20 protein-coding genes are annotated in these 20,623 nt (G+C 56.8%); 13 read left to right on the forward strand and 7 right to left on the reverse strand.

The window, feature by feature from the left end; all coding sequences use genetic code 11:
• A complete protein-coding gene (gene selD / locus FOT55_RS18975) occupies nt 1–1,044 on the reverse strand; it encodes a selenide, water dikinase SelD (protein ID WP_060433208.1) in 1,044 nt (347 codons plus the stop codon).
• A 157-nt stretch (nt 1,045–1,201) separates the two neighbouring features.
• Nucleotides 1,202–1,753, reverse strand: a complete 552-nt coding sequence (locus FOT55_RS18980; protein WP_004932204.1) for an NAD(P)H nitroreductase — start codon at nt 1,751–1,753, stop codon at nt 1,202–1,204.
• Between the two features lie 160 nt (nt 1,754–1,913).
• On the opposite strand from FOT55_RS18980, the gene sppA reads away from it, so the two are divergent.
• The 4 genes from sppA to chiD all read left to right on the forward strand — a co-directional run bounded on the left by sppA (nt 1,914) and on the right by chiD (nt 7,046).
• Nucleotides 1,914–3,770 carry a signal peptide peptidase SppA gene (sppA, locus tag FOT55_RS18985; RefSeq protein ID WP_147823882.1) on the forward strand — a complete coding sequence of 619 codons (1,857 nt, stop codon included), beginning with the start codon at nt 1,914–1,916 and terminating at the stop codon, nt 3,768–3,770.
• 93 nt (nt 3,771–3,863) lie between these two features.
• On the forward strand, nt 3,864–4,880 hold the full coding sequence (gene ansA, locus FOT55_RS18990) for an asparaginase (RefSeq protein WP_147823883.1): 1,017 nt from the start codon (nt 3,864–3,866) through the stop codon (nt 4,878–4,880).
• Between the two features lie 22 nt (nt 4,881–4,902).
• Nucleotides 4,903–5,535, forward strand: a complete 633-nt coding sequence (gene pncA, locus FOT55_RS18995; RefSeq protein WP_147823884.1) for a bifunctional nicotinamidase/pyrazinamidase — start codon at nt 4,903–4,905, stop codon at nt 5,533–5,535.
• Nucleotides 5,536–5,768: 233 nt separating this feature from the next.
• A complete protein-coding gene (chiD, locus tag FOT55_RS19000; protein ID WP_025303092.1) occupies nt 5,769–7,046 on the forward strand; it encodes a chitinase ChiD in 1,278 nt (425 codons plus the stop codon).
• A 42-nt stretch (nt 7,047–7,088) separates the two neighbouring features.
• Here chiD and FOT55_RS19005 read toward each other — a convergent pair whose 3' ends face one another.
• A complete protein-coding gene (locus FOT55_RS19005; RefSeq protein WP_025303093.1) occupies nt 7,089–7,361 on the reverse strand; it encodes a YeaC family protein in 273 nt (90 codons plus the stop codon).
• A gap of 63 nt (nt 7,362–7,424) precedes the next feature.
• Nucleotides 7,425–7,838, reverse strand: a complete 414-nt coding sequence (msrB, locus tag FOT55_RS19010; protein ID WP_004932219.1) for a peptide-methionine (R)-S-oxide reductase MsrB — start codon at nt 7,836–7,838, stop codon at nt 7,425–7,427.
• 348 nt (nt 7,839–8,186) lie between these two features.
• On the opposite strand from msrB, the gene gapA reads away from it, so the two are divergent.
• Both gapA and FOT55_RS19020 read left to right on the forward strand, forming a co-directional pair.
• On the forward strand, nt 8,187–9,182 hold the full coding sequence (gapA, locus tag FOT55_RS19015) for a glyceraldehyde-3-phosphate dehydrogenase (RefSeq protein WP_004932222.1): 996 nt from the start codon (nt 8,187–8,189) through the stop codon (nt 9,180–9,182).
• A gap of 83 nt (nt 9,183–9,265) precedes the next feature.
• Entirely contained in the window at nt 9,266–10,141 is an 876-nt protein-coding gene (locus FOT55_RS19020; protein WP_147823885.1) for a D-hexose-6-phosphate mutarotase, read from the forward strand.
• Nucleotides 10,142–10,235: 94 nt separating this feature from the next.
• On the opposite strand, the gene FOT55_RS19025 is transcribed toward FOT55_RS19020, so the two are convergent.
• The gene (locus tag FOT55_RS19025; protein WP_147823886.1) at nt 10,236–11,000 is read right to left on the reverse strand and encodes a MipA/OmpV family protein; all 765 of its coding nucleotides are present in this window, start codon (nt 10,998–11,000) and stop codon (nt 10,236–10,238) included.
• Nucleotides 11,001–11,108: 108 nt separating this feature from the next.
• Nucleotides 11,109–11,384, reverse strand: coding sequence for a hypothetical protein (locus FOT55_RS25470; RefSeq protein WP_173889450.1), 276 nt, complete (start codon nt 11,382–11,384; stop codon nt 11,109–11,111).
• A 42-nt stretch (nt 11,385–11,426) separates the two neighbouring features.
• Here FOT55_RS25470 and yeaG point away from each other — a divergent pair, with 42 nt between their 5' ends.
• From yeaG to FOT55_RS19045, 3 genes are all read left to right on the forward strand, one after another.
• Nucleotides 11,427–13,361, forward strand: coding sequence for a protein kinase YeaG (gene yeaG, locus FOT55_RS19035; protein ID WP_025303096.1), 1,935 nt, complete (start codon nt 11,427–11,429; stop codon nt 13,359–13,361).
• A gap of 132 nt (nt 13,362–13,493) precedes the next feature.
• The gene (locus tag FOT55_RS19040; RefSeq protein ID WP_004932234.1) at nt 13,494–14,762 is read left to right on the forward strand and encodes a YeaH/YhbH family protein; all 1,269 of its coding nucleotides are present in this window, start codon (nt 13,494–13,496) and stop codon (nt 14,760–14,762) included.
• 335 nt (nt 14,763–15,097) lie between these two features.
• Nucleotides 15,098–15,328, forward strand: coding sequence for a hypothetical protein (locus FOT55_RS19045; protein WP_004932237.1), 231 nt, complete (start codon nt 15,098–15,100; stop codon nt 15,326–15,328).
• A gap of 200 nt (nt 15,329–15,528) precedes the next feature.
• Here FOT55_RS19045 and FOT55_RS19050 read toward each other — a convergent pair whose 3' ends face one another.
• Nucleotides 15,529–16,218 carry an alpha/beta hydrolase gene (locus tag FOT55_RS19050; RefSeq protein WP_043142997.1) on the reverse strand — a complete coding sequence of 230 codons (690 nt, stop codon included), beginning with the start codon at nt 16,216–16,218 and terminating at the stop codon, nt 15,529–15,531.
• An 821-nt stretch (nt 16,219–17,039) separates the two neighbouring features.
• On the opposite strand from FOT55_RS19050, the gene FOT55_RS19055 reads away from it, so the two are divergent.
• From FOT55_RS19055 to FOT55_RS19080, 4 genes are all read left to right on the forward strand, one after another.
• The gene (locus FOT55_RS19055) at nt 17,040–17,216 is read left to right on the forward strand and encodes a GhoT/OrtT family toxin (RefSeq protein ID WP_025303098.1); all 177 of its coding nucleotides are present in this window, start codon (nt 17,040–17,042) and stop codon (nt 17,214–17,216) included.
• 785 nt (nt 17,217–18,001) lie between these two features.
• The gene (locus FOT55_RS19065) at nt 18,002–18,484 is read left to right on the forward strand and encodes a hypothetical protein (RefSeq protein ID WP_025303100.1); all 483 of its coding nucleotides are present in this window, start codon (nt 18,002–18,004) and stop codon (nt 18,482–18,484) included.
• A 307-nt stretch (nt 18,485–18,791) separates the two neighbouring features.
• Nucleotides 18,792–19,346 carry a 3'-5' exonuclease gene (locus FOT55_RS19075; RefSeq protein WP_060433215.1) on the forward strand — a complete coding sequence of 185 codons (555 nt, stop codon included), beginning with the start codon at nt 18,792–18,794 and terminating at the stop codon, nt 19,344–19,346.
• Between the two features lie 83 nt (nt 19,347–19,429).
• Nucleotides 19,430–20,623, forward strand: coding sequence for a multidrug effflux MFS transporter (locus FOT55_RS19080; protein WP_025303101.1), 1,194 nt, complete (start codon nt 19,430–19,432; stop codon nt 20,621–20,623).

Here is a 20,623-nt window from a genome sequence, read left to right on the forward strand (position 1 = left end):
CTACGCGACCTCGATCAGCGGCTTATCGGCCGATGCCACATGCAATTCACCGATAGCGTTGAGCGTGATACCGTGCTGTTCGGCAATCGCCAGCACCTGCGCTTCCGCCTCCGGCAATACCGCCAACAGCAAGCCGCCGGAGGTTTGCGGATCGCACAGCAGCTGGCGCTGCAAATCGCTCATCTCGCCCACCAGATGGCCATAGCTGTCGAAGTTGCGCCCGGTGCCGCCCGGCACACAGCCCTCGGCGATATACTCCTCGACGTCCGGCAGTTTCGGCACCCGATCAAACCAGACCGTCGCCTGCAGACCGGAGCCCTGGCATACCTCGCTCAGGTGACCCAGCAGGCCAAAGCCGGTGATGTCGGTCATCGCTGTGACGCCCGCCACCTCGGCAAAATCAGCACCCGGTTTATTCAGGCGACACATCACTTCAGTCGCCAGGCCCTGATGCTCAGGGCGCAGCTTGCTTTGCTTCTCGGCGGTCGTCAGCACACCGATGCCCAACGGCTTGGTCAGATAAAGTTTTGATCCGGCCTGTGCCGCGCTGTTTTTCTTCACCCGCTCGGTATTGACCACGCCGGTCACCGCCAGGCCGAAAATAGGTTCCGGTGCATCGATGGAATGGCCACCGGCCAGCGCGATCCCCGCCTGCTGGCAGGCGAAGCGGCCGCCGTCGATCACCTGCTGCGCCACCTCCGGCGGCAGCTTGGCGATCGGCCAGCCGAGAATGGCGATCGCCATGATCGGTTTGCCGCCCATGGCGTACACGTCGCTGATGGCGTTGGCAGCCGCAATGCGGCCGAAATCGAATGGATCGTCGACGATCGGCATGAAGAAGTCGGTGGTGCTGATGATACCGACGCCGTTGCCAATATCGTACACCGCCGCATCGTCGCGGGTTTCATTGCCGACCAGCAGGCGCGGATCGACAAACTTTTCCCGCTCGCTATGCAGGATGGTTTCGAGAACTTTCGGTGAGATTTTGCAGCCGCAGCCAGCGCCATGGCTGTACTGGGTTAAACGGATCGCTGGCGATGTCATAGTCCACTCCCTTCGGTAACGGCACTCAAGATAACATAGGGTAGCGCTTGCCGAGGGGATTGATAAGAGCGGGCCGCCGATAAGCGAACGGCCTGCTCAGAAACCATGCGATTTTGCGGGGTTTGGCGCATTTTCACCGCGCCCCGTTGGAAAAAACTCAGAAATAGCTGACGAAAGGCGTGCTGTCCGGCGGCGTCACCTTGGTGGCAGCCTTCAGCTGCGGCGTCCCCAGATAGAGGAAGCCGACGATCTCGTCCTGCTCGCGGCAACCGAAGGCTTCACGCACCAGCGCATGCTCGGTCCAGGCGCCGGTGCGCCAGATGCCGTTAAAGCCCTGCGCCAGCGCCGCCATCTGCATCGCCTGCACGGCGCAACCGGCGGAAACCACCTGCTCCCAGCGCGGCACTTTGGTCTCTTCCGTGCAGTGCGCGATGACGGTGATGATCAGCGGTGCGCGGAACGGCGCCTTGGTGGCTTTTTCGATCGCCGCCTCGTCCAGCTGATCCTGCTTCGCCGCCGCCTGCAGCAGCTGACTGAAGCGTTCCAGGCCCTGATTCTCGATCATCACGAAACGCCACGGCTGCAGCGCGCCGTGATCGGGTGCACGCAGGCCCGCGTTGATGATATTTTGGCGCACTTCCCCCGCCGGCGCCGGTTCCGCCAGGCGCGAAGCCGAGCGACGATTCAATAAAAGATCCAGAGCATCCATCGTAAACTCCTGATAACAATTTTCATTCCGGCCACGTTAACATAGCTAAACGACGAGTTACAGCCTCGGCGATAGCGTCTGTGTGCCACGATTTAAAGCTGACATTTACCCGGCCGCTCATTAGGATAGCGGAACATTCTCGACTCTTGTTGGAGAGCACATGCGCACATTGTGGCGAATTATTGCCGGCATTTTCCGGTGGACATGGCGTCTGCTGAATTTTATCAGGGAACTGATCCTTAACCTGTTCCTGGTCTTGCTGATCCTGGTTGGGGTCGGCATCTATCTGTCCTTCCAAAGTTCCTCCACCTCGACGGCCCCGGCGCGCGGCGCGCTGCTGGTCGATTTAAGCGGCGTGGTGGTCGATCAGCCTTCGGTAAACAACCGAGTGCGGCAGTGGGGCCGCGAACTGTTGGGCGCCTCCAGCAGCCGCCTGCAGGAAAACTCGCTGTTCGACGTAGTCGACAGCATCCGCAAGGCCAAAGACGACAAAAACATTACCGGCATGGTGTTGCAGCTGAATGATTTCGTCGGCGCCGATCAGCCGTCGCTGCGCTATATCGGCAAAGCGCTGCGCGAGTTCCGCGACAGCGGCAAACCGATCTTCGCCATCGGCGACAGCTACAACCAGACGCAATACTATCTGGCCAGCTACGCCAACAAGGTCTACCTGTCGCCGCAGGGCGCGGTCGATCTGCACGGTTTCGCCACCAACAACCTGTATTACAAGTCGTTGCTGGACATGCTCAAGGTCACCACCAATATCTTCCGCGTCGGCACCTATAAATCGGCGGTCGAACCGCTGATCCGCGACGATATGTCTCCGGCGGCGCGCGAAGCAGACAGCCGCTGGATTGGCGGCCTGTGGCAGAACTATCTGGAGACCGTCGCGGCCAACCGCCAGCTGACGCCGCAGCAGCTGTTCCCCGGCGCCGCCGGCGTGCTGAGCGGCCTGCAGGCGGCCGGTGGCGACACCGCTCGCTATGCGCTGGACAACAAGCTGGTGGACGAGTTGGCGTCGCGCACCGCGATCGAAAATCAGCTGGTCAAGACCTTCGGCTGGGACAAACAGGTAAACGATTTCAACGCCATCAGCATCTACGACTATCAGCCGAAACCGGACGCGAACCAGGGCGGCAAGATCGCCGTCGTCTTCGCCAACGGCGCCATCATGGACGGCCCGCAGACGCCGGGTAACGTCGGGGGCGACACCACCGCCGCCGAGCTGCGTCAGGCACGTCTGGATCCGGCCATCAAAGCCGTGGTGTTCCGTGTCAACAGCCCTGGCGGCAGCGTCAGCGCGTCCGAAGTGATCCGCTCCGAGCTGGCCGCCGTGCGCGCCGCCGGCAAACCGGTGGTGGTGTCGATGGGCGGCATGGCCGCATCGGGCGGTTACTGGGTCTCGACGCCGGCCGACTACATCATCGCCAGCCCGAGTACGCTGACTGGATCCATCGGCATTTTCGGCATCATCAATACCTACGAGAAAACCCTGGATACGCTGGGCGTGCACACCGACGGCGTGGCGACCTCGCCGCTGGCCGACATCGCGGTCACCAAGGCGTTGCCGCAGGAGTTCTCGCAGATGATGCAGCTGAACATCGAAAACGGGTATAAGAACTTCCTCGATTTGGTTGCCAAATCGCGCAAGATGACCCCGCAGCAGGTCGATCAAATCGCCCAAGGCCACGTCTGGCTCGGCAGCGACGCCAAGGCCAATGGCTTGGTCGATCAGTTGGGCGATTTCGACGACGCGGTGAAGAAAGCCGCTGAGCTGGCGAAGCTGCAGCAGTGGCAGCTTGACTGGTTCGTCGATACCCCGAGCCTGAGCGATATGGTGCTCAGCCAGTTCGGCGTTTCCATTCACGCCATGCTGCCGGCGGCGATTCAGGCCATGCTACCTGCCCCGCTGGCCTCGGTCGCCAATGCGGTGAAAGAGCAGCCGGGTTTGTTCAATAACTTGAACGATCCGCAGAACCGTTACGCGATCTGTCTGACCTGCGGAGAAGTCCGCTAACAAATAATTCTGCAGCCCGGCCATCGCCGGGCTTTTTTTCTGCCGCCATGCCCCTATAATTCAGCCCATCTTATCTTTGTTAAAATCATGACCATGCAAAAGAAATCCATTTACGTCGCCTACACCGGCGGCACCATCGGCATGCAGCGCTCCGATCACGGCTATATCCCGGTTTCCGGCCACCTGCAGCGCCAACTGGCGCTGATGCCGGAATTCCATCGGCCGGAAATGCCGGATTTCACCATTCATGAATACGCGCCATTGATTGACTCTTCGGACATGACGCCGGAAGACTGGCAGCACATCGCCGACGACATCAAGCAGAACTACGATCGCTACGACGGCTTCGTGATCCTGCACGGCACCGACACCATGGCGTTCACCGCATCGGCGCTCTCCTTCATGCTGGAAAACCTGGATAAACCGGTGATCGTCACCGGTTCGCAGATTCCGCTGGCGGAGCTGCGTTCCGATGGCCAGACCAACCTGCTCAACGCGCTGTATCTGGCGGCCAACCATCCGGTGAACGAAGTCAGCCTGTTCTTCAACAACAAGCTGTTCCGCGGCAACCGCACCACCAAAGCGCACGCCGACGGCTTCGATGCCTTCGCCTCCCCGAATCTGCCGCCGCTGCTGGAAGCCGGCATTCACATTCGTCGCCAGCACGGCATCGACAGCCCGGCTTGCAACGGCGCTCTGCGGGTGCACGACATCACGCCGCAGCCGATCGGCGTGGTCACTATCTATCCGGGCATTTCCGGCGCGGTGGTGCGTAACTTCCTGCTGCAGCCGGTCAAGGCGCTGATCCTGCGTTCCTACGGCGTTGGTAACGCGCCGCAGAAGGCCGAGCTGATCGACGAGTTGCGTGCGGCCTCCGAACGCGGCATCGTGGTGGTCAACCTGACGCAGTGCATCTCCGGGCGCGTCAATATGGAAGGCTACGCCACCGGCAACGCGCTGGCGCACGCCGGGGTTATCAGCGGTTTCGACATGACGGTGGAAGCCGCCCTGACCAAGCTGCACTATCTGTTGAGCCAGCCGCTGATGCCGGAACAAATCCGCGCCCTGATGCAGCAAGATCTGCGCGGCGAGCTGAGCATCAACGGTTAATCGACTGAACTCTGGAGCGGCGATGAAAACGGCCCTGTTGTTGATCGATCTGCAAAACGACTTCTGCCCCGGCGGCGCGCTGGCGGTCACGGCGGGCGACGCCGTCATCCCGGTCGCCAATCAGGCGATCGCCGCCTGCCTGGCGCGGGGAGAGCCGGTGGTGGCCAGCCAGGACTGGCACCCCGCCAATCACCGCAGCTTTGCGGTGAACTCCGATGCGCAGGCCGGCACTCTCGGTGAGCTGGAAGGCCTGCCGCAGGTGTGGTGGCCGGTGCACTGCGTGCAAGGGAGCCACGGCGCCGATTTTCATCCCCAGTTACAGCGGCAACACATCAATGCCGTCTTTCGCAAAGGGCAAGATACGAACATCGACAGCTACAGCGCGTTCTTCGATAACGGCCACCGTGCGCAAACCGAACTCCACGGCTGGCTGCAATCGCAGGGCGTCCGGCGGTTGGCTGTCATGGGCCTGGCGACCGACTACTGCGTGAAGTTCAGCGTGCTGGATGCGCTGGCTGCCGGCTATCCGACGCAAGTGATCGTCGACGGCTGCCGCGGCGTGAATCTGCAGCCGGACGACAGTGAGCGAGCGCTGCAGGAGATGGCGCGCGCCGGCGCGCAGCTAGTTACCCTGTCACAGTTTCTCGCCAACTAAATCCGCTCGGGCGCCACCGGCGCCCTCTCTGCGCGGCGGCGAAATTATCGACGCTGCTCACAATACCGCCTTTCTTCTTCCCCAACGGCTTGTGACCGGCAGGCGCTTTTGCTGTTATGACTGCGACGCTTTTGGCGTCAATCGGTTATACGCATCCGGGGCCCGCTGAGCCCGGCTTTATTGTGCCCGCCCCTGGCGGTACGGTCGGCCTTGCCGACCACAAGGAGACTGACATGAAAATAACCCGAAAACTGCTGCCTTTGCTGGCGGCGGTGCAATTGGCTATGGCTGGCGCAAGCACGGCCCAGGCGGCCTATCTCTCCGTCGGCTACTTCAACGGCGGCGGCGACGTCACCGCCGGCCCCGGTGGCGATATCGATAAGCTGGACGTCACGCAAATCACCCACCTCAACTATTCGTTCGGCCTGATCTACAACGGCGAGAAAGACGAAACCAATGCGGCGCTGAAAGACCCCGCTCGCCGCCACCAGATCTACCTGTCGCCGAAAGTCACGGCCGATCTGCAACGGCTGCCGGTGCTGCGCAAACAGAACCCCGAGCTGAAAGTGCTGCTGTCGGTCGGTGGCTGGGGCGCACGCGGTTTCTCCGCCGCCGCCGCTACCGCGGAAAACCGGGCGATATTCATTCGCTCCGCGCTGCAGGTGATCGCACAGTACCGGCTGGATGGGATCGATCTGGACTGGGAATACCCGGTGAACGGCGCCTGGGGGCTGGTGGAAAGCCAACCGGCGGATCGCGATAACTTCACCCTGCTGCTGAAAGAGCTTCACCAAGCGCTGGGGCAAGGCAAGCTGTTAACCATCGCCGTCGGGGCCAACGTCAAAAGCCCACAGGAATGGGTCGATGTGAAAAGCATTGCCCCTTACCTCGACTACATCAATCTGATGACTTACGACATGGCTTACGGCACACAGTACTTCAATGCCAACCTGTACGATTCAACGCGTTGGCCAACCGTGGCGGCCGCCGACCGCTACAGCGCCGATTTCGTGGTAAAGCATTATCTGGCTGCCGGACTGAAACCGGCACAGATGAACCTGGGCATCGGTTTCTACGGCCGGGTGCCGAAACGGGCGACCGAGGCGGGCATCGACTGGGACAAACCGGACGCCGCCAAGCATCCGGTGACGCAGCCTGACTTCAGCGCGCGCGAAACCGCCCTGTTCAACGCGCTGGGGCTGGATCTCAGCAAAGACACTTACTTTAAATACCACGATATCGTCAGCAAATTGCTCAACGATCCGCAGCATCGTTTTCGCGAACACTGGGATGACGACGCCAAAGTGCCATACTTGACGCTGCAATCCGCCGAAGGCAAGCCGCTGTTTGCCATCTCCTACGAGAACCCGCGTTCGGTGGCCATCAAGGCCGAATACATCAAAAGCCAGGGATTAGGCGGTGCGATGTTCTGGGAATACGGCGCGGACGACAACAACCGGCTGGCACAGCAGCTGGCGGAATCGTTGGGGATTAAGGGCGAAAAACGGTGAGTCGACGGGGCGATGGCGACATCGCCCCGCTTTAGGGTCGCGTTACTGCGGTTTGAGTTTGGCCAGCGGCTCGGCAACGAACTGCTGTTTCAGCTCTTGCTTGCTCTTCATCACAATCTGCCCGTCGGTACCGATGCTCATGTGCTGCGGATCGACGTTGTGCATCGACTGCCACAGCATCACCGCCTGCAGGCTATTTTCTTTCTGTTCCGGCGTCAGCGCCACGCCGTCCGGCCATTTACCCAGCTCAACCGCCAGTACCAGGCGCTGGTATATCTCGGGCGTCATCGCCGCAATCAGATCTTTCACGTCCATCAGAGCCCTTCTCGCTTACGGATGAATAATTAGCTGAATCGATTTTGTTAGTTAAATTACCACTTAACCGGCCGTTTGGTCGCCATTTTCGCCATCGGTGAAACTCAGCGAGGCGGAGTTGACGCAGTAGCGGTCGCCTGTCGGCTGCGGGCCATCGGGGAAAACGTGCCCCAGGTGCGCGTCGCAGTGGCCGCAGCGGATTTCAACACGATGCATATTATGCGAATTATCATCAAGATAGCGGATTGCATCGGCGGAAACCGGCTCATAAAAACTCGGCCAACCGCAGCCGGAATCGTATTTGGTTTCGGAATAGAACAGCGGCTGGTTGCAGCACAGGCAATGGTACACGCCCTCGCGCTTGTTGTGCAGCAATTTGCCGCTGAACGGCGCTTCGGTACCACGCTGTTGCGTCACATAACGTTGGATTTCATTCAGTTCCGTGACCGGATGACCGGGGGTTGTCTCTTTAGCCATTTGTGCTTATCTCTGAATGTGGATAATGTCAACGAAAACAATGATTAATAATAACAAAAAATTAACACCGCTGCAGGAGTTTTTGGCCTAAACTGTAGCCCATAAAGGCTACGTCACGATGATATGTGATAGCGATCACACATCTTGCGTATGCTGACTTTATACTTGGCGGCTTGTCCCCATATAACGGATGAGGCCAAGCGCAAATGGACTGTGCAATAAGCGTGCAAAACCACCCTTCTGGTTTGACTTGCCGCAAGAATTGACACGATTCCGCTTGACGCTGGGTAAGGTTTTTGTAATTTTACAACCAACCTTTTATTCACTAACAAATAGCTGGTGGAATATATGACTATCAAAGTAGGTATCAACGGTTTTGGCCGTATCGGTCGCATTGTTTTCCGTGCTGCTCAAGAGCGTTCTGACATCGAGATCGTTGCAATCAACGACCTGTTGGACGCAGAGTACATGGCTTACATGCTGAAGTATGACTCTACTCACGGCCGTTTCAACGGTACGGTAGAAGTTAAAGACGGCCACCTGGTTGTTAACGGCAAAACCATCCGTGTTACCGCAGAGAAAGACCCGGCTAACCTGAAGTGGAACGAAGTAGGCGTTGACGTGGTTGCTGAAGCGACCGGTATCTTCCTGACCGACGAAACCGCGCGTAAACACATCACCGCCGGCGCTAAAAAAGTGGTTCTGACTGGCCCATCCAAAGATGCGACCCCAATGTTCGTGCGCGGCGCTAACTTTGACAAATATGCCGGCCAGGACATCGTGTCCAACGCCTCTTGCACCACCAACTGCCTGGCGCCACTGGCTAAAGTCATCAACGACAACTTCGGTATCGTTGAAGGTCTGATGACCACCGTTCACGCGACCACCGCTACTCAGAAAACCGTTGATGGCCCGTCCCACAAAGACTGGCGCGGCGGCCGCGGCGCATCCCAGAACATCATCCCTTCTTCTACCGGCGCAGCGAAAGCGGTTGGCGTGGTTCTGCCAGAGCTGAAAGGCAAACTGACCGGTATGGCGTTCCGCGTACCGACGCCTAACGTATCCGTTGTTGACCTGACCGTACGTCTGGAAAAAGCGGCTACCTACGAAGAAATCAAGAAAGCCATCAAAGACGCCGCTGAAGGTTCTATGAAAGGCGTTCTGGGCTACGTTGAAGACGACGTGGTTTCCACCGATTTCAACGGCGAAGTGCTGACTTCCGTGTTCGATGCCAAAGCCGGTATCGCACTGAACGACAACTTCGTGAAGCTGGTTTCCTGGTACGACAACGAAACCGGTTATTCCAACAAGGTTTTGGATCTGATCGCTCACATCTCCAAGTAATGGCATGATGTTAAGCTGATAATGAGGGCGACATTTTTGTCGCCCTTTTTTATTTGTCTCTCCGGCAAACAATAGGTCATGAAATGAACGAGAAAATTTTCACCCTGCCCGTTTCCGAACAGATTTCACCTTACATCAGCCAACGTCAGCTCGATGAGCTGGGCGTGGTGGTGGTCTCGCACCCGAAAGTGCGCGCGGCCGTCGCGCTGCAGGGCGCCCATTTGCTGGCCTGGCAGCCCAGCGGTGAGCAGCCGGTAATTTGGCTCAGCAACAATACCCCGTTTGCCAAAGGCAAGGCCATCCGCGGTGGGGTACCGATCTGCTGGCCGTGGTTCGGTCCAGTGGCGCACCCCTCCCACGGCTTTGCCCGTAACCAGCCCTGGAGCCTGACGGCGCACGATGAAGATGACAACGGCGTCATTCTGACCTTCACGCTGAAAGACAATGAGCAGACCCGAAAACTGTGGCCGCACGCCTTCACGCTGATTGCCCGCTTCAAACTGGGTGCAGAGTGCGAGATCGAACTGGAATCGCACGGCGATTATCAGGCCACGGCGGCGCTACATAGCTACTTCCAGGTCGGCGACATCGAACGGGTCAGCGTGGCGGGTCTGGGCGAGCCTTATATCGACAAGGTGGCGGGCGGTGCAGAGGCACGTCAGGCAGGTGAAGTGACCTTCGTCGGCCAAACCGACCGTGTCTATACTCGCCCGGAGGCCTTCAGCCAGATCCGCGATCCGGCGCTCGCACGCACCATCGAGGTTCACCACCATCATATGAGCGACGTCATCGCCTGGAACCCCGGCGCAGAACTCTCCTGCAGCATGGGGGATATGCCGAACGACGGTTACAAGACCATGGTTTGTATCGAGACCGGGCGCGTCAGCAAACCGCTGATCGCCGCCGGCGAGCAACCCGCCCGTTTGGGAGTCACCTTCCGCAGCCGTAAAAAAGCCTGAGGGATCGTGCGCGGCAGCGCACTGCAGATGTGCAAAAGGGGCGCTTGCGCCCCTTTTTAATGCACGCCATGCACGATAATCGTGCAATGCGTGATTAGAAGGTGTAGCTCACACCCGTCATCAACAAACCGGTGTAGGATTTATCCACCATCGGACTGTCTTTTACTTCATCCGACAGCTTCACATAGCGGCCGACGAAGAAAGCGTTCCAGCTCTTGTTGAGCTGGTAATTGGCGCTCAGCTCGAGATACGGTGCCCAGCTATCGCCTGGGGTGTAGCTATCCAGGCCGCTGCGGCGGGATTCATTGGCGCTGACGCCGTAGTAATATTTGTTCTGGTTCTTGCTGTTCCACATTACGCCCACGCCCGGGACCAGCGTCAATGCGTCCAGATCAAACTTGTACAGGTAAGCCACATCGCCCACCAGCCCGTTGCTGTTGTTCAGCGTGTCGCCGGTGAAAGTAGTACGGATAGTGCCCCACTCCGCGTTGTGCGAATAGGCCAGGCCGGCCATCAGCGTGCCGCGACGCTTGTCGAGGCGCTTCATGCGATCGTCGTCGCTGTCGCCCGGGCGGTAGCCCCATGGCGTGTAGTAACCCATGATGCTCAGCTGGTTTTCTTGATCTTTCCACAGGTAGTAACCGGCGGTCAGAGTACGGAAGTAGAAGTCATCACCTTCATAGTCGATGACGGGCACCGGATAAACGCGGTCCTGATAACCGCGATACGCGTCCGGGCTAACCAGCGCGGCAGCGCCAAGTGACCAGGTCCCCGCCTGAGCACTTTGCGCACAAACCATTGCGGAAGCGATAATTGCTAGCGTTTTGAGTTTTGAAATCTTCACTGGTTCTTTTTCCATAAATTACAGGGTTAATAGCCGCAATAGTTTATGTGAAAATTTAGTTGCGCGCCTAATCTTTACAATAGAAAACGACCAAGATCGAATAACTTATAGCGGAATTATGAATTAATCATGGCGGATCGATGACGTTTTATCCCGCAGGCCGCGCCAGACAAGGCATTTGGCTAACACGGTAATAACTGAGTCATTGATATGACTTAAAAAAAGCTTTTTCTGCGGCAGGAAATTTTCCGGCAAGCAAACTAAGCTTAAATCAGAAGGCGAATTTATCCTGGGCCCAGTGGCATACAGCGCAACTCGCGATAATAAGCGCACCAAGTTGGCATACGGGTTGCTGTACTCAGGCGTATTCTCATCTTCCGGGGGCCAGAACACTATCACACGCTCTCTTTAACCTGTGCTAATAACGAAAGGACGGGCATCATGAACATATTTGACCACTATCGCCAGCGCTACGAAGCTGCCAAGGACGAAGAGTTCACACTGCAGGAATTTCTTACCATTTGCCGGCAAGATCGCAGTGCCTATGCCAACGCGGCCGAACGTCTGCTGATGGCTATCGGTGAACCTGTGATGGTCGACACTGCGCTAGAATCACGCCTGTCGCGCCTGTTCTCCAATCGCGTGATCGCACGCTATCCGGCCTTCGAGGAATTCTATGGCATGGAAGAGGCCATCGAACAGATCGTCTCTTACCTGAAACACGCCGCGCAGGGCCTGGAAGAGAAGAAACAGATCCTTTACCTGCTGGGCCCGGTGGGCGGCGGTAAGTCCTCGCTGGCAGAACGTCTTAAGGCGTTGATGCAGCGCGTGCCCATCTACACCCTCAGCGCCAATGGCGAGCGCAGCCCGGTCAACGATCATCCGCTGTGCCTGTTCAACCCGCAGGAAGATGCCTCGATCCTGGAGAAAGAGTTCAACATCCCGAGTCGCTACCTCGGCACTATCATGTCGCCGTGGGCGGCGAAACGCCTGCATGAGTTCGGCGGCGACATCACCAAATTTAAAGTCGTGAAGGTGCGCCCTTCCATTCTGGAACAGATCGCCATCGCCAAAACCGAACCGGGCGATGAAAACAACCAGGACATCTCGGCGCTGGTCGGTAAAGTGGATATCCGTAAACTGGAGAACCACGCGCAGAACGATCCGGACGCTTACGGTTACTCCGGCGCCCTGTGCCGCGCCAACCAGGGGATTATGGAGTTCGTTGAGATGTTCAAAGCGCCGATCAAGGTGCTGCATCCGCTGCTGACCGCGACCCAGGAAGGCAACTACAACGGCACTGAAGGCATCTCCGCCCTGCCGTTCAGCGGCATTATTCTGGCGCACTCCAACGAATCCGAGTGGGTGACCTTCCGCAACAACAAGAACAACGAAGCGTTCCTCGACCGCGTGTACATCGTCAAAGTACCTTACTGCCTGCGCGTGTCTGAAGAGATCAAAATTTACGACAAGCTGCTGGATCACAGTGAGCTGACCCACGCGCCCTGCGCACCGGGCACCCTCGAAACATTGGCGCGGTTCAGCGTGCTGTCGCGGTTGAAAGAGCCGGAAAACTCGAGCATTTACTCGAAAATGCGCGTGTATGACGGCGAAAGTCTCAAGGATACCGATCCGAAAGCCAAGTCCTATCAGGAGTACCGCGACTACGCTGGGGTTGACGAAGGCATGAACGGCCTCTCCACCCGTTTCGCCTTTAAAATCCTCTCGCGGGTATTCAACTTCGATCACGCCGAGGTGGCGGCCAACCCGGTACACCTGTTCTATGTGCTGGAGCAGCAGATCGAACGCGAACAGTTCCCGCAGGATTTGGCCGAGAAATACCTGGAACACCTGAAAGGCTATCTGATCCCGAAATACGCCGAGTTTATCGGCAAAGAGATCCAGACCGCCTATCTGGAATCCTACTCGGAATACGGACAGAACATTTTTGACCGTTATGTGACCTACGCGGACTTCTGGATCCAGGATCAGGAGTATCGCGATCCCGATACCGGCCAGCTGTTCGATCGTGAGTCTTTGAACGCCGAACTGGAAAAAATTGAAAAACCGGCCGGTATCAGCAACCCGAAAGATTTCCGTAACGAAATCGTGAACTTCGTGCTGCGCGCTCGTGCCAACAACAACGGCCGCAATCCGAACTGGACCAGCTACGAGAAGCTGCGCACCGTGATCGAGAAAAAAATGTTCTCCAATACCGAAGAGCTGTTGCCGGTGATTTCGTTCAACGCCAAAACGTCGACGGACGAGCAGAAAAAACACGACGACTTCGTCGACCGCATGATGGAGAAAGGCTATACCCGCAAGCAGGTGCGCCTGCTGTGTGAATGGTATCTGCGGGTCAGAAAATCCTCATAATGCCTCAGGTAAGCGGCATTATCAGGGCCATGTCCACAGTCATGGACGTTGCAGCGCAGCCCACGGAGGGGCTGGCACATTGCGCTGCCGCGACCGGGACATGAAAAGTTGGCAACGTCGTTTGGGGGAAGTATGGCCTATTTCATTGACCGACGGCTGAACGGCAAAAACAAGAGCATGGTGAACCGCCAGCGCTTCTTGCGCCGTTACAAGTCGCAAATCAAACAGTCGATTGCCGAAGCCATCAACAAGCGTTCGGTCACCGACGTAGACAGCGGGGAGTCGGTCTCCATCCCCACTGACGATATCAACGAACCGATGTTTCATCAGGGGCGCGGCGGCACTCGCCATCGCGTTCACCCGGGCAATGACCACTTCGTGCAGAACGATCGCGTTGAGCGGCCTCAGGGCGGCGCAGGCGGTGGCGGCGGCCAAGGGAACGCCAGTCAGGACGGTGAGGGCCAGGATGAATTCGTCTTCCAGATATCCAAAGATGAGTATCTCGATCTTTTGTTCGAGGATCTCGCCCTGCCCAACTTGAAGAAGAATCAGTACAAGCAATTGACCGAGTTCAAAACCCATCGCGCCGGCTATACCGCCAACGGCGTGCCGGCCAACATCAGCGTCGTGCGTTCGCTGCAGAACTCGCTGGCGCGGCGTACCGCCATGACCGCCGGTAAAAGACGCGCGTTGCACGAGTTGGAAGACGCGCTGACCCAGTTGGAAAACACCGAACCCGTGCAATTGCTGGAAGAGGAGCGGCTGCGCAAAGAAATTGCCGAACTGCGCAAGAAAATCGAAAGCGTGCCGTTTATCGATACCTTCGACCTGCGCTACAAAAACTATGAGCGCCGGCCGGAGCCCTCGAGCCAGGCGGTGATGTTCTGCCTGATGGACGTGTCCGGTTCGATGGATCAGGCGACCAAAGACATGGCCAAGCGTTTTTACATTCTGCTTTATCTGTTCCTGAGCCGAACCTACAAAAACGTTGAGGTGGTCTATATTCGCCATCACACCCAGGCAAAAGAGGTGGATGAACAGGAGTTCTTCTATTCACAGGAAACCGGCGGCACCATCGTCTCCAGTGCGCTGAAGTTGATGAACGACGTCGTCGAAGAACGTTATGACCCGGCGCAATGGAATATCTACGCCGCGCAAGCCTCGGACGGCGACAACTGGGCCGACGATTCACCGCTGTGCCATGAACTGTTGGCGAAGAAGATCCTGCCGATGGTGCGTTATTATAGCTACATAGAGATCACTCGCCGCGCTCACCAAACGCTGTGGCGTGAATATGAGGATCTGCAGGCGAAGTTCGACAACTTCGCCATGCAGCATATCCGCGAACCGGACGATATCTATCCGGTATTCCGCGAACTGTTTCGCAAGCAGACCGTGTGAATAACATCGCGTGAATGTCACCACAGCCGGAAAACGCCGTTTTCCGGCTGTTTCTTTTCCGCATTATATTTACATCATCCGTGTTTGTTTTTTACACAATAACAATGTCAATAATAAGTCGCGTTCCCCAGAACGACCCTCTCTATTATTTGTTCTTCTGAGGTTATTCCTAAACATTCGCCTCCACGTCCACACGGCTTGATAGGAATATTCCCATTCAGTTATCGTTATCCCATCGCTTAAGACCTTTCCTAAGCGAAATTTGCCTCATTTTATTTTTCTATGGCTTCTCAGCCCGCTGCGGCGGGCATCTACCTGTCAGCAGGTTAAACATCATGATCGACTACACCCTCTATGGCCTCAACAAACACGACGTTGATGAATACCATAAGCAAATATGCTGCCTGCTCGGCAAAAACGTGCTTCTGGTGCTGACCGCCAACAAGCCGATAACCAAACAGAACCTGCTCGCCAGCCTTATCCAGGAGATAGAAAAACAGCCCGATGATTATTTTCAGAGGCTGCATCGTGCGGCAATAGAAATGATCGGGGTTAACGGGCGTTAAGGCGATATGCGTAAGGCAGACATCTACGCCATTATTGCCACCGCCGTCGTGCTGATGATGCTGTTAATCATTAATATCGATAGCGATATCAGCGTTTATCCTTAATGGGCCCCTATTACGCCGGCTCTTTAGCCCGGCGTAATAGGCAGCGGAGGAATAGTCTGTCACCTTTTATTCCGAAGAACCTTTCGGCTCTTGCTTTATTGCGAACCGGCCGCTTCGTCAATCAAACTCGCCACCTCCTCGGCGTGAGAGACCAGCGAGGCGTGGCTGGCATTGAGTACCATCACTTTCTTAGGCTGCAGCCGCTGCGCCATACGTCGCTGATTCTCCGGGGCTATCATGCGATCGTCGCTGGAGAGTTGATACCATGACGGTTTATGTTTCCAGGCAGGTTCACCGAGGGTGTTACCAAAGGTATCAGCCAGCGGAGCCTTCTGCGCCACCGCCATCACCAGCGCCTCGTCGGCGGTCAGATCCTGGCAAAAGCTTTCGTGAAACTTGTCGGTTTTGATCCACAGATAACCGTCGCTGTCCGGGGTCAAATTCTCGACTGCCGCAGGAGGATGCGCTTGCGTAATACCGCCGGCACTTTCACCGGCATCCGGCGCAAACGCGGCGATGTAGACCAGGCCAACCACGTTAGGCTGGTTGCCCATTTCCGTGATCACGGCACCACCGTAAGAGTGCCCTACCAACACTACCGGTCCCGCTTGCTGCGCGACCATCTTACGCGTACGTTCCGCATCCTCAGCCAACGAGGTCAACGGCATTTCTACCGCATGAATCGCCGAATAGCCCCTGCGTGACAACTCGATGATAACCTTACTCCAGTGCGCGGCGCCGCCCCAGAATCCATGTACCAGCACGATAGTGGGTTTTGTGCTCATTGCCGACTCCTCATCTCATAGGAAAGCGCCGTAGACAGATGAACGGCCCCCCTTAAGAGACACGCCTGGCTGCCTTCGACGTCACACAGTCCCTATTTTATATAGTCAGCCCCACAGCGTTCAGCAATAGCTACGACGAGTTAACGTCCCCTGCTTTTCCGGCGTCGCCACGGCCTATCGACGCGGCTTACGCCGCAATGCCAGAGAAAAAAACGGGATTAAAACTAGGATTTTTACCCATGACGATCTAAAATTTCGCGCAAAAACAAAGAGAAGTAAATTTGACTCACGGGAAAAGGAATGAAGTTGTGAAGGAAATGATCTCCATCGTTTTTATGGCATGCCTGCTGGCGCTGCTGTTTTCGTGGCTGTTCGTCTACGGTCTTAACATTCATTAAACCTACAACGACAACAATCCCTCTTCCCGACTCGTCAGCGGCGCATCGTTACGATGCGCTAAAACCGACGCTTAAAGGGCTCGCGAACGGACAACGGCACTTCACCTCAGCCTTTTTGCCGCAAATACATCATTAATTTTTATGAATTATAGACTCATCGCTTTTCCCCCCCTCACAGGCCCTTTTACTGCTCAGCGGAGTTCCTCCAAAACGATGGCTTGCCTGACGCAGAATGTTACCGGTAACTATACTGTTGATTTCTTTTGGTAATAAACGTAAAGCCGTTAATAACCCCACGTTCTTTATAGAAATGAATTATGCGTCCTTATGAATAAAGGTTTGAATAAACGGCCTTTGGTCATTGATTATCCCCCGCCAAGCTCCTAGAATTCGCGCGTAAAAATACAATTGGGATCGGGTTTCATGTCGCCGCTGTGGGTTGCAACGCAATACTGTTATTTTATTGGTCTTTTAGTTTCTATGGTTTTCACCTACCTGGTTAGCCGGGACACCGTCAAAATTCGCTGTATCAGCGCAGTGACCATCGGGTTAACCTGGCCGTTGAGCCTGCCGGTCGTGTTGCTGTTTTCGCTGTTCTAACGCCCCCCATGCCGCGCGGTGGCTTTTAAGTAATCGTGTTAATGAAATGAGGCTGACCACCGACGTCGTGGTTTTGGGCGAGGGATAAAAAAACGCCAGCGCAAGGCTGGCATGAAAACTGGAAGCAATGTGAGCAATGTCGTGCCGGATCGGGGGGCACAGAAGGAGACAACCCTTTTCCCCTCACCGGCGAAACAAATGATAATACGTCTCATTATTGAATGTAAAGTCATTTCCCCACGCAACTTTTTCCCTTTGGAAAACTATCAGCCGCGCGGCGCTCGCCAGCGCTGATACAGTCGCCCTCCCCCCCACACCAGCAGCCAGAGCAAAACATTGAACCCCAACCATAGCATCAGCAAATAGAAGAAAGTCTGATAGCTGGGTATGCCCCGATCGGCCAAAAACGGGTTAAAGTGAAAAAATTTGACGATCGCGAACGGATTAAGATTGAAACGGTTGAACACGGCCGTCGTCAACAACGGTGGCAACAGTGTGTAAAATGTCAGGCTGAACAGCAGCAGGATTTTTGTGCCAGAAGTGTTTTTATAATCTCTCATATCAATGTATTACGTCTTCCATTGTGGTGGGAAAACCGCCAGACATTCGCACGCTAATCGACCCCGCAAGCGCCAAAGAGTTCCAGGTCAACGCGGAAATAAAGCCGTTCATGCGTTTAATTGTCATTTAGCGCACGGGTGATATATACCCAGTGGATTTAAAATTACGATGTCGCCGCGTCGTCTTCAACCGCAGCGTTTGCATGGCATCATCAGGAGGCATTAATGAAACCGGACGCACTCTCCCTGCCGCCGAACCCGAAAAAGCTCAAAGTCATCTACGGCTGGTATATTTACGTGATCTATATCCTGCTGGTTTTCAACATTTACATGGCGGTCTACAACGTCTGCGTTCGGCATCCGATCGAGGCCCCGCTACTGTCGCTTTTTCACAGCCTGTTCATCGCGTTGATGCTGCAGCAGGTACTCAGGAAGAACGTCGTTTTCGCCTGGATCTTGCTGAGCTATTTTATTCTGATGCGCCTCTATTACGCCAATGTGCTGCATGTCGAGTTCACGCTGGTGAGCCGCGGCCTGGTGCTGCTGATTCTGACGCTGCTGCTGACCGGCGGCGTGGCCGTCGGGCAGTTGGCCACGCCGCCGCAGCGACATGACTGGCTGGCGCGGCTGGGCTGGCGGCAATGGGGAGCGCTCATGGCGCTGGCGGCCATCCTGACCCCGTTGATTACCACCGACTATCTGGGGTAAACAGACTGCTACTTAGGGATATGAGGTTCGGAAATGTCTACGACGCGGCATATTTTAGTGAAGTTGCCCGCCTTCTCACAGATCTTGTCCGTGACGAACATGCTAAGGTAGCCCAGCAACAGCAAGTAGCCGACCATGCACAGAATAAAGATAAGCGTTCTCACCGATAACGACCAACCTGATAAGAGTATCCCGAGCATCATAACCTGAACGCGGCGCTTTAAAAGGATTTCATGTGCGCATCGGCCCGCATCGGCGCACGTTCTGTAGTAATATTAAGCCACCACGCCTACCACCGGAAACGCCGATGCACCATCTGATGTTAGACATTGAAACCCTGGACACAAAACCCAGCGCCGTCATTCTGGTGGTTGCGGCGGTGTTTTTCGATCCCCAAACCGGGGAACTGGGCGCCGAATTCGAAGCCGCCGTCAGTTGCCAGAAAGAGCAACCGGGCCGTACCATCAGCCTGGATACGGTTGCCTGGTGGGCGAAACAGTCCGACGAAGCGCGCAAACAGGCCTTCGGCGGCACCGAGAGCCTGAAACGCGTGTTGAGCAGCCTCAGCCGCTTTATCCATATGAACAGCACCGATACGGTGAAAGTCTGGGGCAACGGCAAAGAGTTCGACTGTGCGATCCTCGAACACGCCTTCCAGCAGCTGGAAATGCCCTGCCCGTGGAAATTCTGGGATACTCAGGACGTGCGCACGGTGATCACGTTGGCAGAACTTCACGGCTTTAACCCCAAAAAGACACGCCCGTTCGAAGGCATGCCGCACCGTGCGTTGGATGATGCTCGCCACCAGGCCCGTTACGTGGCCGATGCCGTCTCGGCGCTCTATTACCGCCAGGGGGCGTAGCGCTGACCCGCTTTGCCCCTTTTCATTTGTCGCCGGAGTCTCTACTCTAGCCCTCTTTGTCACTCGGACGTGCCTTTCCTGTTATGCAAAAGTTTCTGTTTATGCTTCTCAGCCTGGTGCTGCTCGGCCCATTAGGCATCGATCTTTACCTGCCGACCATTCCCGCCATTGCCGTCGGCCTGGGCAGCAGCGAAGCGCTGATCCAATCCACCATTTCACTGTTTATTCTGGTGCTCGGCCTCGGCCAGGTCATCGCCGGCCCGCTGGTGGATAACTATGGCCGCAAGCCGGTGGCGCTGGCCGGCATTATCCTCTACATGATCGGCGCCGCGATGGCGGCGCTGGCTACCAGCCCGACGCTTTTCATCGCTTCGCGTCTGCTGCAAGGGGTGGCGGTTTGCTGCACCGCCGTCGTCGCCTTCAGCGGCGTGCGCGACCGCCTGAATGGTGACGACGCTGCCCGCGCCTTCGGCTTTCTCAATGGCACGCTGAACATCATCCCCGCGCTGGCGCCGCTGCTCGGCGGCCTGCTCGCCGAAGCCTTCGGCTGGCGAGCTCCTTTCTGGTTCCTGGTCGGTTATGCGCTGCTGGTGTTGGTGCTCATCGCGCTGCGCCTGCCGGAAACCCGCCCTGCCGACACCGTCCCGGTCAAGGGGCTGCCGGTACGCCAATATGCGCGCATCCTCAGCGAACGGCGTTTCCTTTCCTTTGCGGTAGTGAACTCCGGGGCGATGGGCATGGCGCTGACCTACGTTTCCCTGGCACCGAACGTGCTAATGGGCACCGCCGGCCTGACCCCGCTGCAATTTTCGCTGGTGTTCGGCGCCAACGGTTTCTGGATCATGCTGGTCAGCTTCTTCGCCAACCGCATCATCCACAAGGTAGGCCGTCCGGTTTGCCTGGCGACCGGCGGCATTTTGATGGGGCTGGGCTGTCTGGGGTTGCTGCTGGGCGTCATGCTGCTGCCCGCGGCGGCGCAAGCGCACTGGCTGGCGTATATGCTGCCGGTCGCCAGCGCCTGCGCCGGGTTGGCGTTCGTGATGGGTCCGGCCACCAGCTACGCGTTGGAGCCGTACTCCAATGAGGCAGGCGTCGCGTCCGCGCTGGTCGGTTTCGTACAGATGGCCGGCGGTGCCGCACTGGGGCTGGTGGCGATGGCGTTGCCGTTGCAGCCGAAGTTGTCGCTGGCATTGGTCATGCTGGCGGGCTGCCTGCTGGCGCTGCACGCACGGCGGCTCAGCAAGCAGATTAAAGGGCAGATAAAAAAAGTCGCCTGA

The sequence above is a fragment of the Serratia bockelmannii genome (genome assembly GCF_008011855.1).
In the GTDB taxonomy this organism is placed as follows: Bacteria; Pseudomonadota; Gammaproteobacteria; order Enterobacterales; family Enterobacteriaceae; genus Serratia; species Serratia bockelmannii.

Bases quoted from the DNA above. Each gene is read 5' to 3' on its own strand.
- yeaG (WP_025303096.1), top strand. From the start codon at position 11,427: ATGAACATATTTGACCACTATCGCCAGCGCTACGAAGCTGCCAAGGAC.
- FOT55_RS19025 (WP_147823886.1), bottom strand. From the start codon at position 11,000: ATGGAAAAAGAACCAGTGAAGATTTCAAAACTCAAAACGCTAGCAATT.
- gapA (WP_004932222.1), top strand. From the start codon at position 8,187: ATGACTATCAAAGTAGGTATCAACGGTTTTGGCCGTATCGGTCGCATT.
- ansA (WP_147823883.1), top strand. From the start codon at position 3,864: ATGCAAAAGAAATCCATTTACGTCGCCTACACCGGCGGCACCATCGGC.
- selD (WP_060433208.1), bottom strand. From the start codon at position 1,044: ATGACATCGCCAGCGATCCGTTTAACCCAGTACAGCCATGGCGCTGGC.
- FOT55_RS19005 (WP_025303093.1), bottom strand. From the start codon at position 7,361: ATGGACGTGAAAGATCTGATTGCGGCGATGACGCCCGAGATATACCAG.
- FOT55_RS19040 (WP_004932234.1), top strand. From the start codon at position 13,494: ATGGCCTATTTCATTGACCGACGGCTGAACGGCAAAAACAAGAGCATG.
- FOT55_RS19050 (WP_043142997.1), bottom strand. From the start codon at position 16,218: ATGAGCACAAAACCCACTATCGTGCTGGTACATGGATTCTGGGGCGGC.
- FOT55_RS18980 (WP_004932204.1), bottom strand. From the start codon at position 1,753: ATGGATGCTCTGGATCTTTTATTGAATCGTCGCTCGGCTTCGCGCCTG.
- pncA (WP_147823884.1), top strand. From the start codon at position 4,903: ATGAAAACGGCCCTGTTGTTGATCGATCTGCAAAACGACTTCTGCCCC.
- FOT55_RS19020 (WP_147823885.1), top strand. From the start codon at position 9,266: ATGAACGAGAAAATTTTCACCCTGCCCGTTTCCGAACAGATTTCACCT.
- FOT55_RS19065 (WP_025303100.1), top strand. From the start codon at position 18,002: ATGAAACCGGACGCACTCTCCCTGCCGCCGAACCCGAAAAAGCTCAAA.
- chiD (WP_025303092.1), top strand. From the start codon at position 5,769: ATGAAAATAACCCGAAAACTGCTGCCTTTGCTGGCGGCGGTGCAATTG.
- msrB (WP_004932219.1), bottom strand. From the start codon at position 7,838: ATGGCTAAAGAGACAACCCCCGGTCATCCGGTCACGGAACTGAATGAA.
- FOT55_RS19080 (WP_025303101.1), top strand. From the start codon at position 19,430: ATGCAAAAGTTTCTGTTTATGCTTCTCAGCCTGGTGCTGCTCGGCCCA.
- FOT55_RS19055 (WP_025303098.1), top strand. From the start codon at position 17,040: ATGTCGCCGCTGTGGGTTGCAACGCAATACTGTTATTTTATTGGTCTT.
- sppA (WP_147823882.1), top strand. From the start codon at position 1,914: ATGCGCACATTGTGGCGAATTATTGCCGGCATTTTCCGGTGGACATGG.
- FOT55_RS19075 (WP_060433215.1), top strand. From the start codon at position 18,792: ATGCACCATCTGATGTTAGACATTGAAACCCTGGACACAAAACCCAGC.
- FOT55_RS19045 (WP_004932237.1), top strand. From the start codon at position 15,098: ATGATCGACTACACCCTCTATGGCCTCAACAAACACGACGTTGATGAA.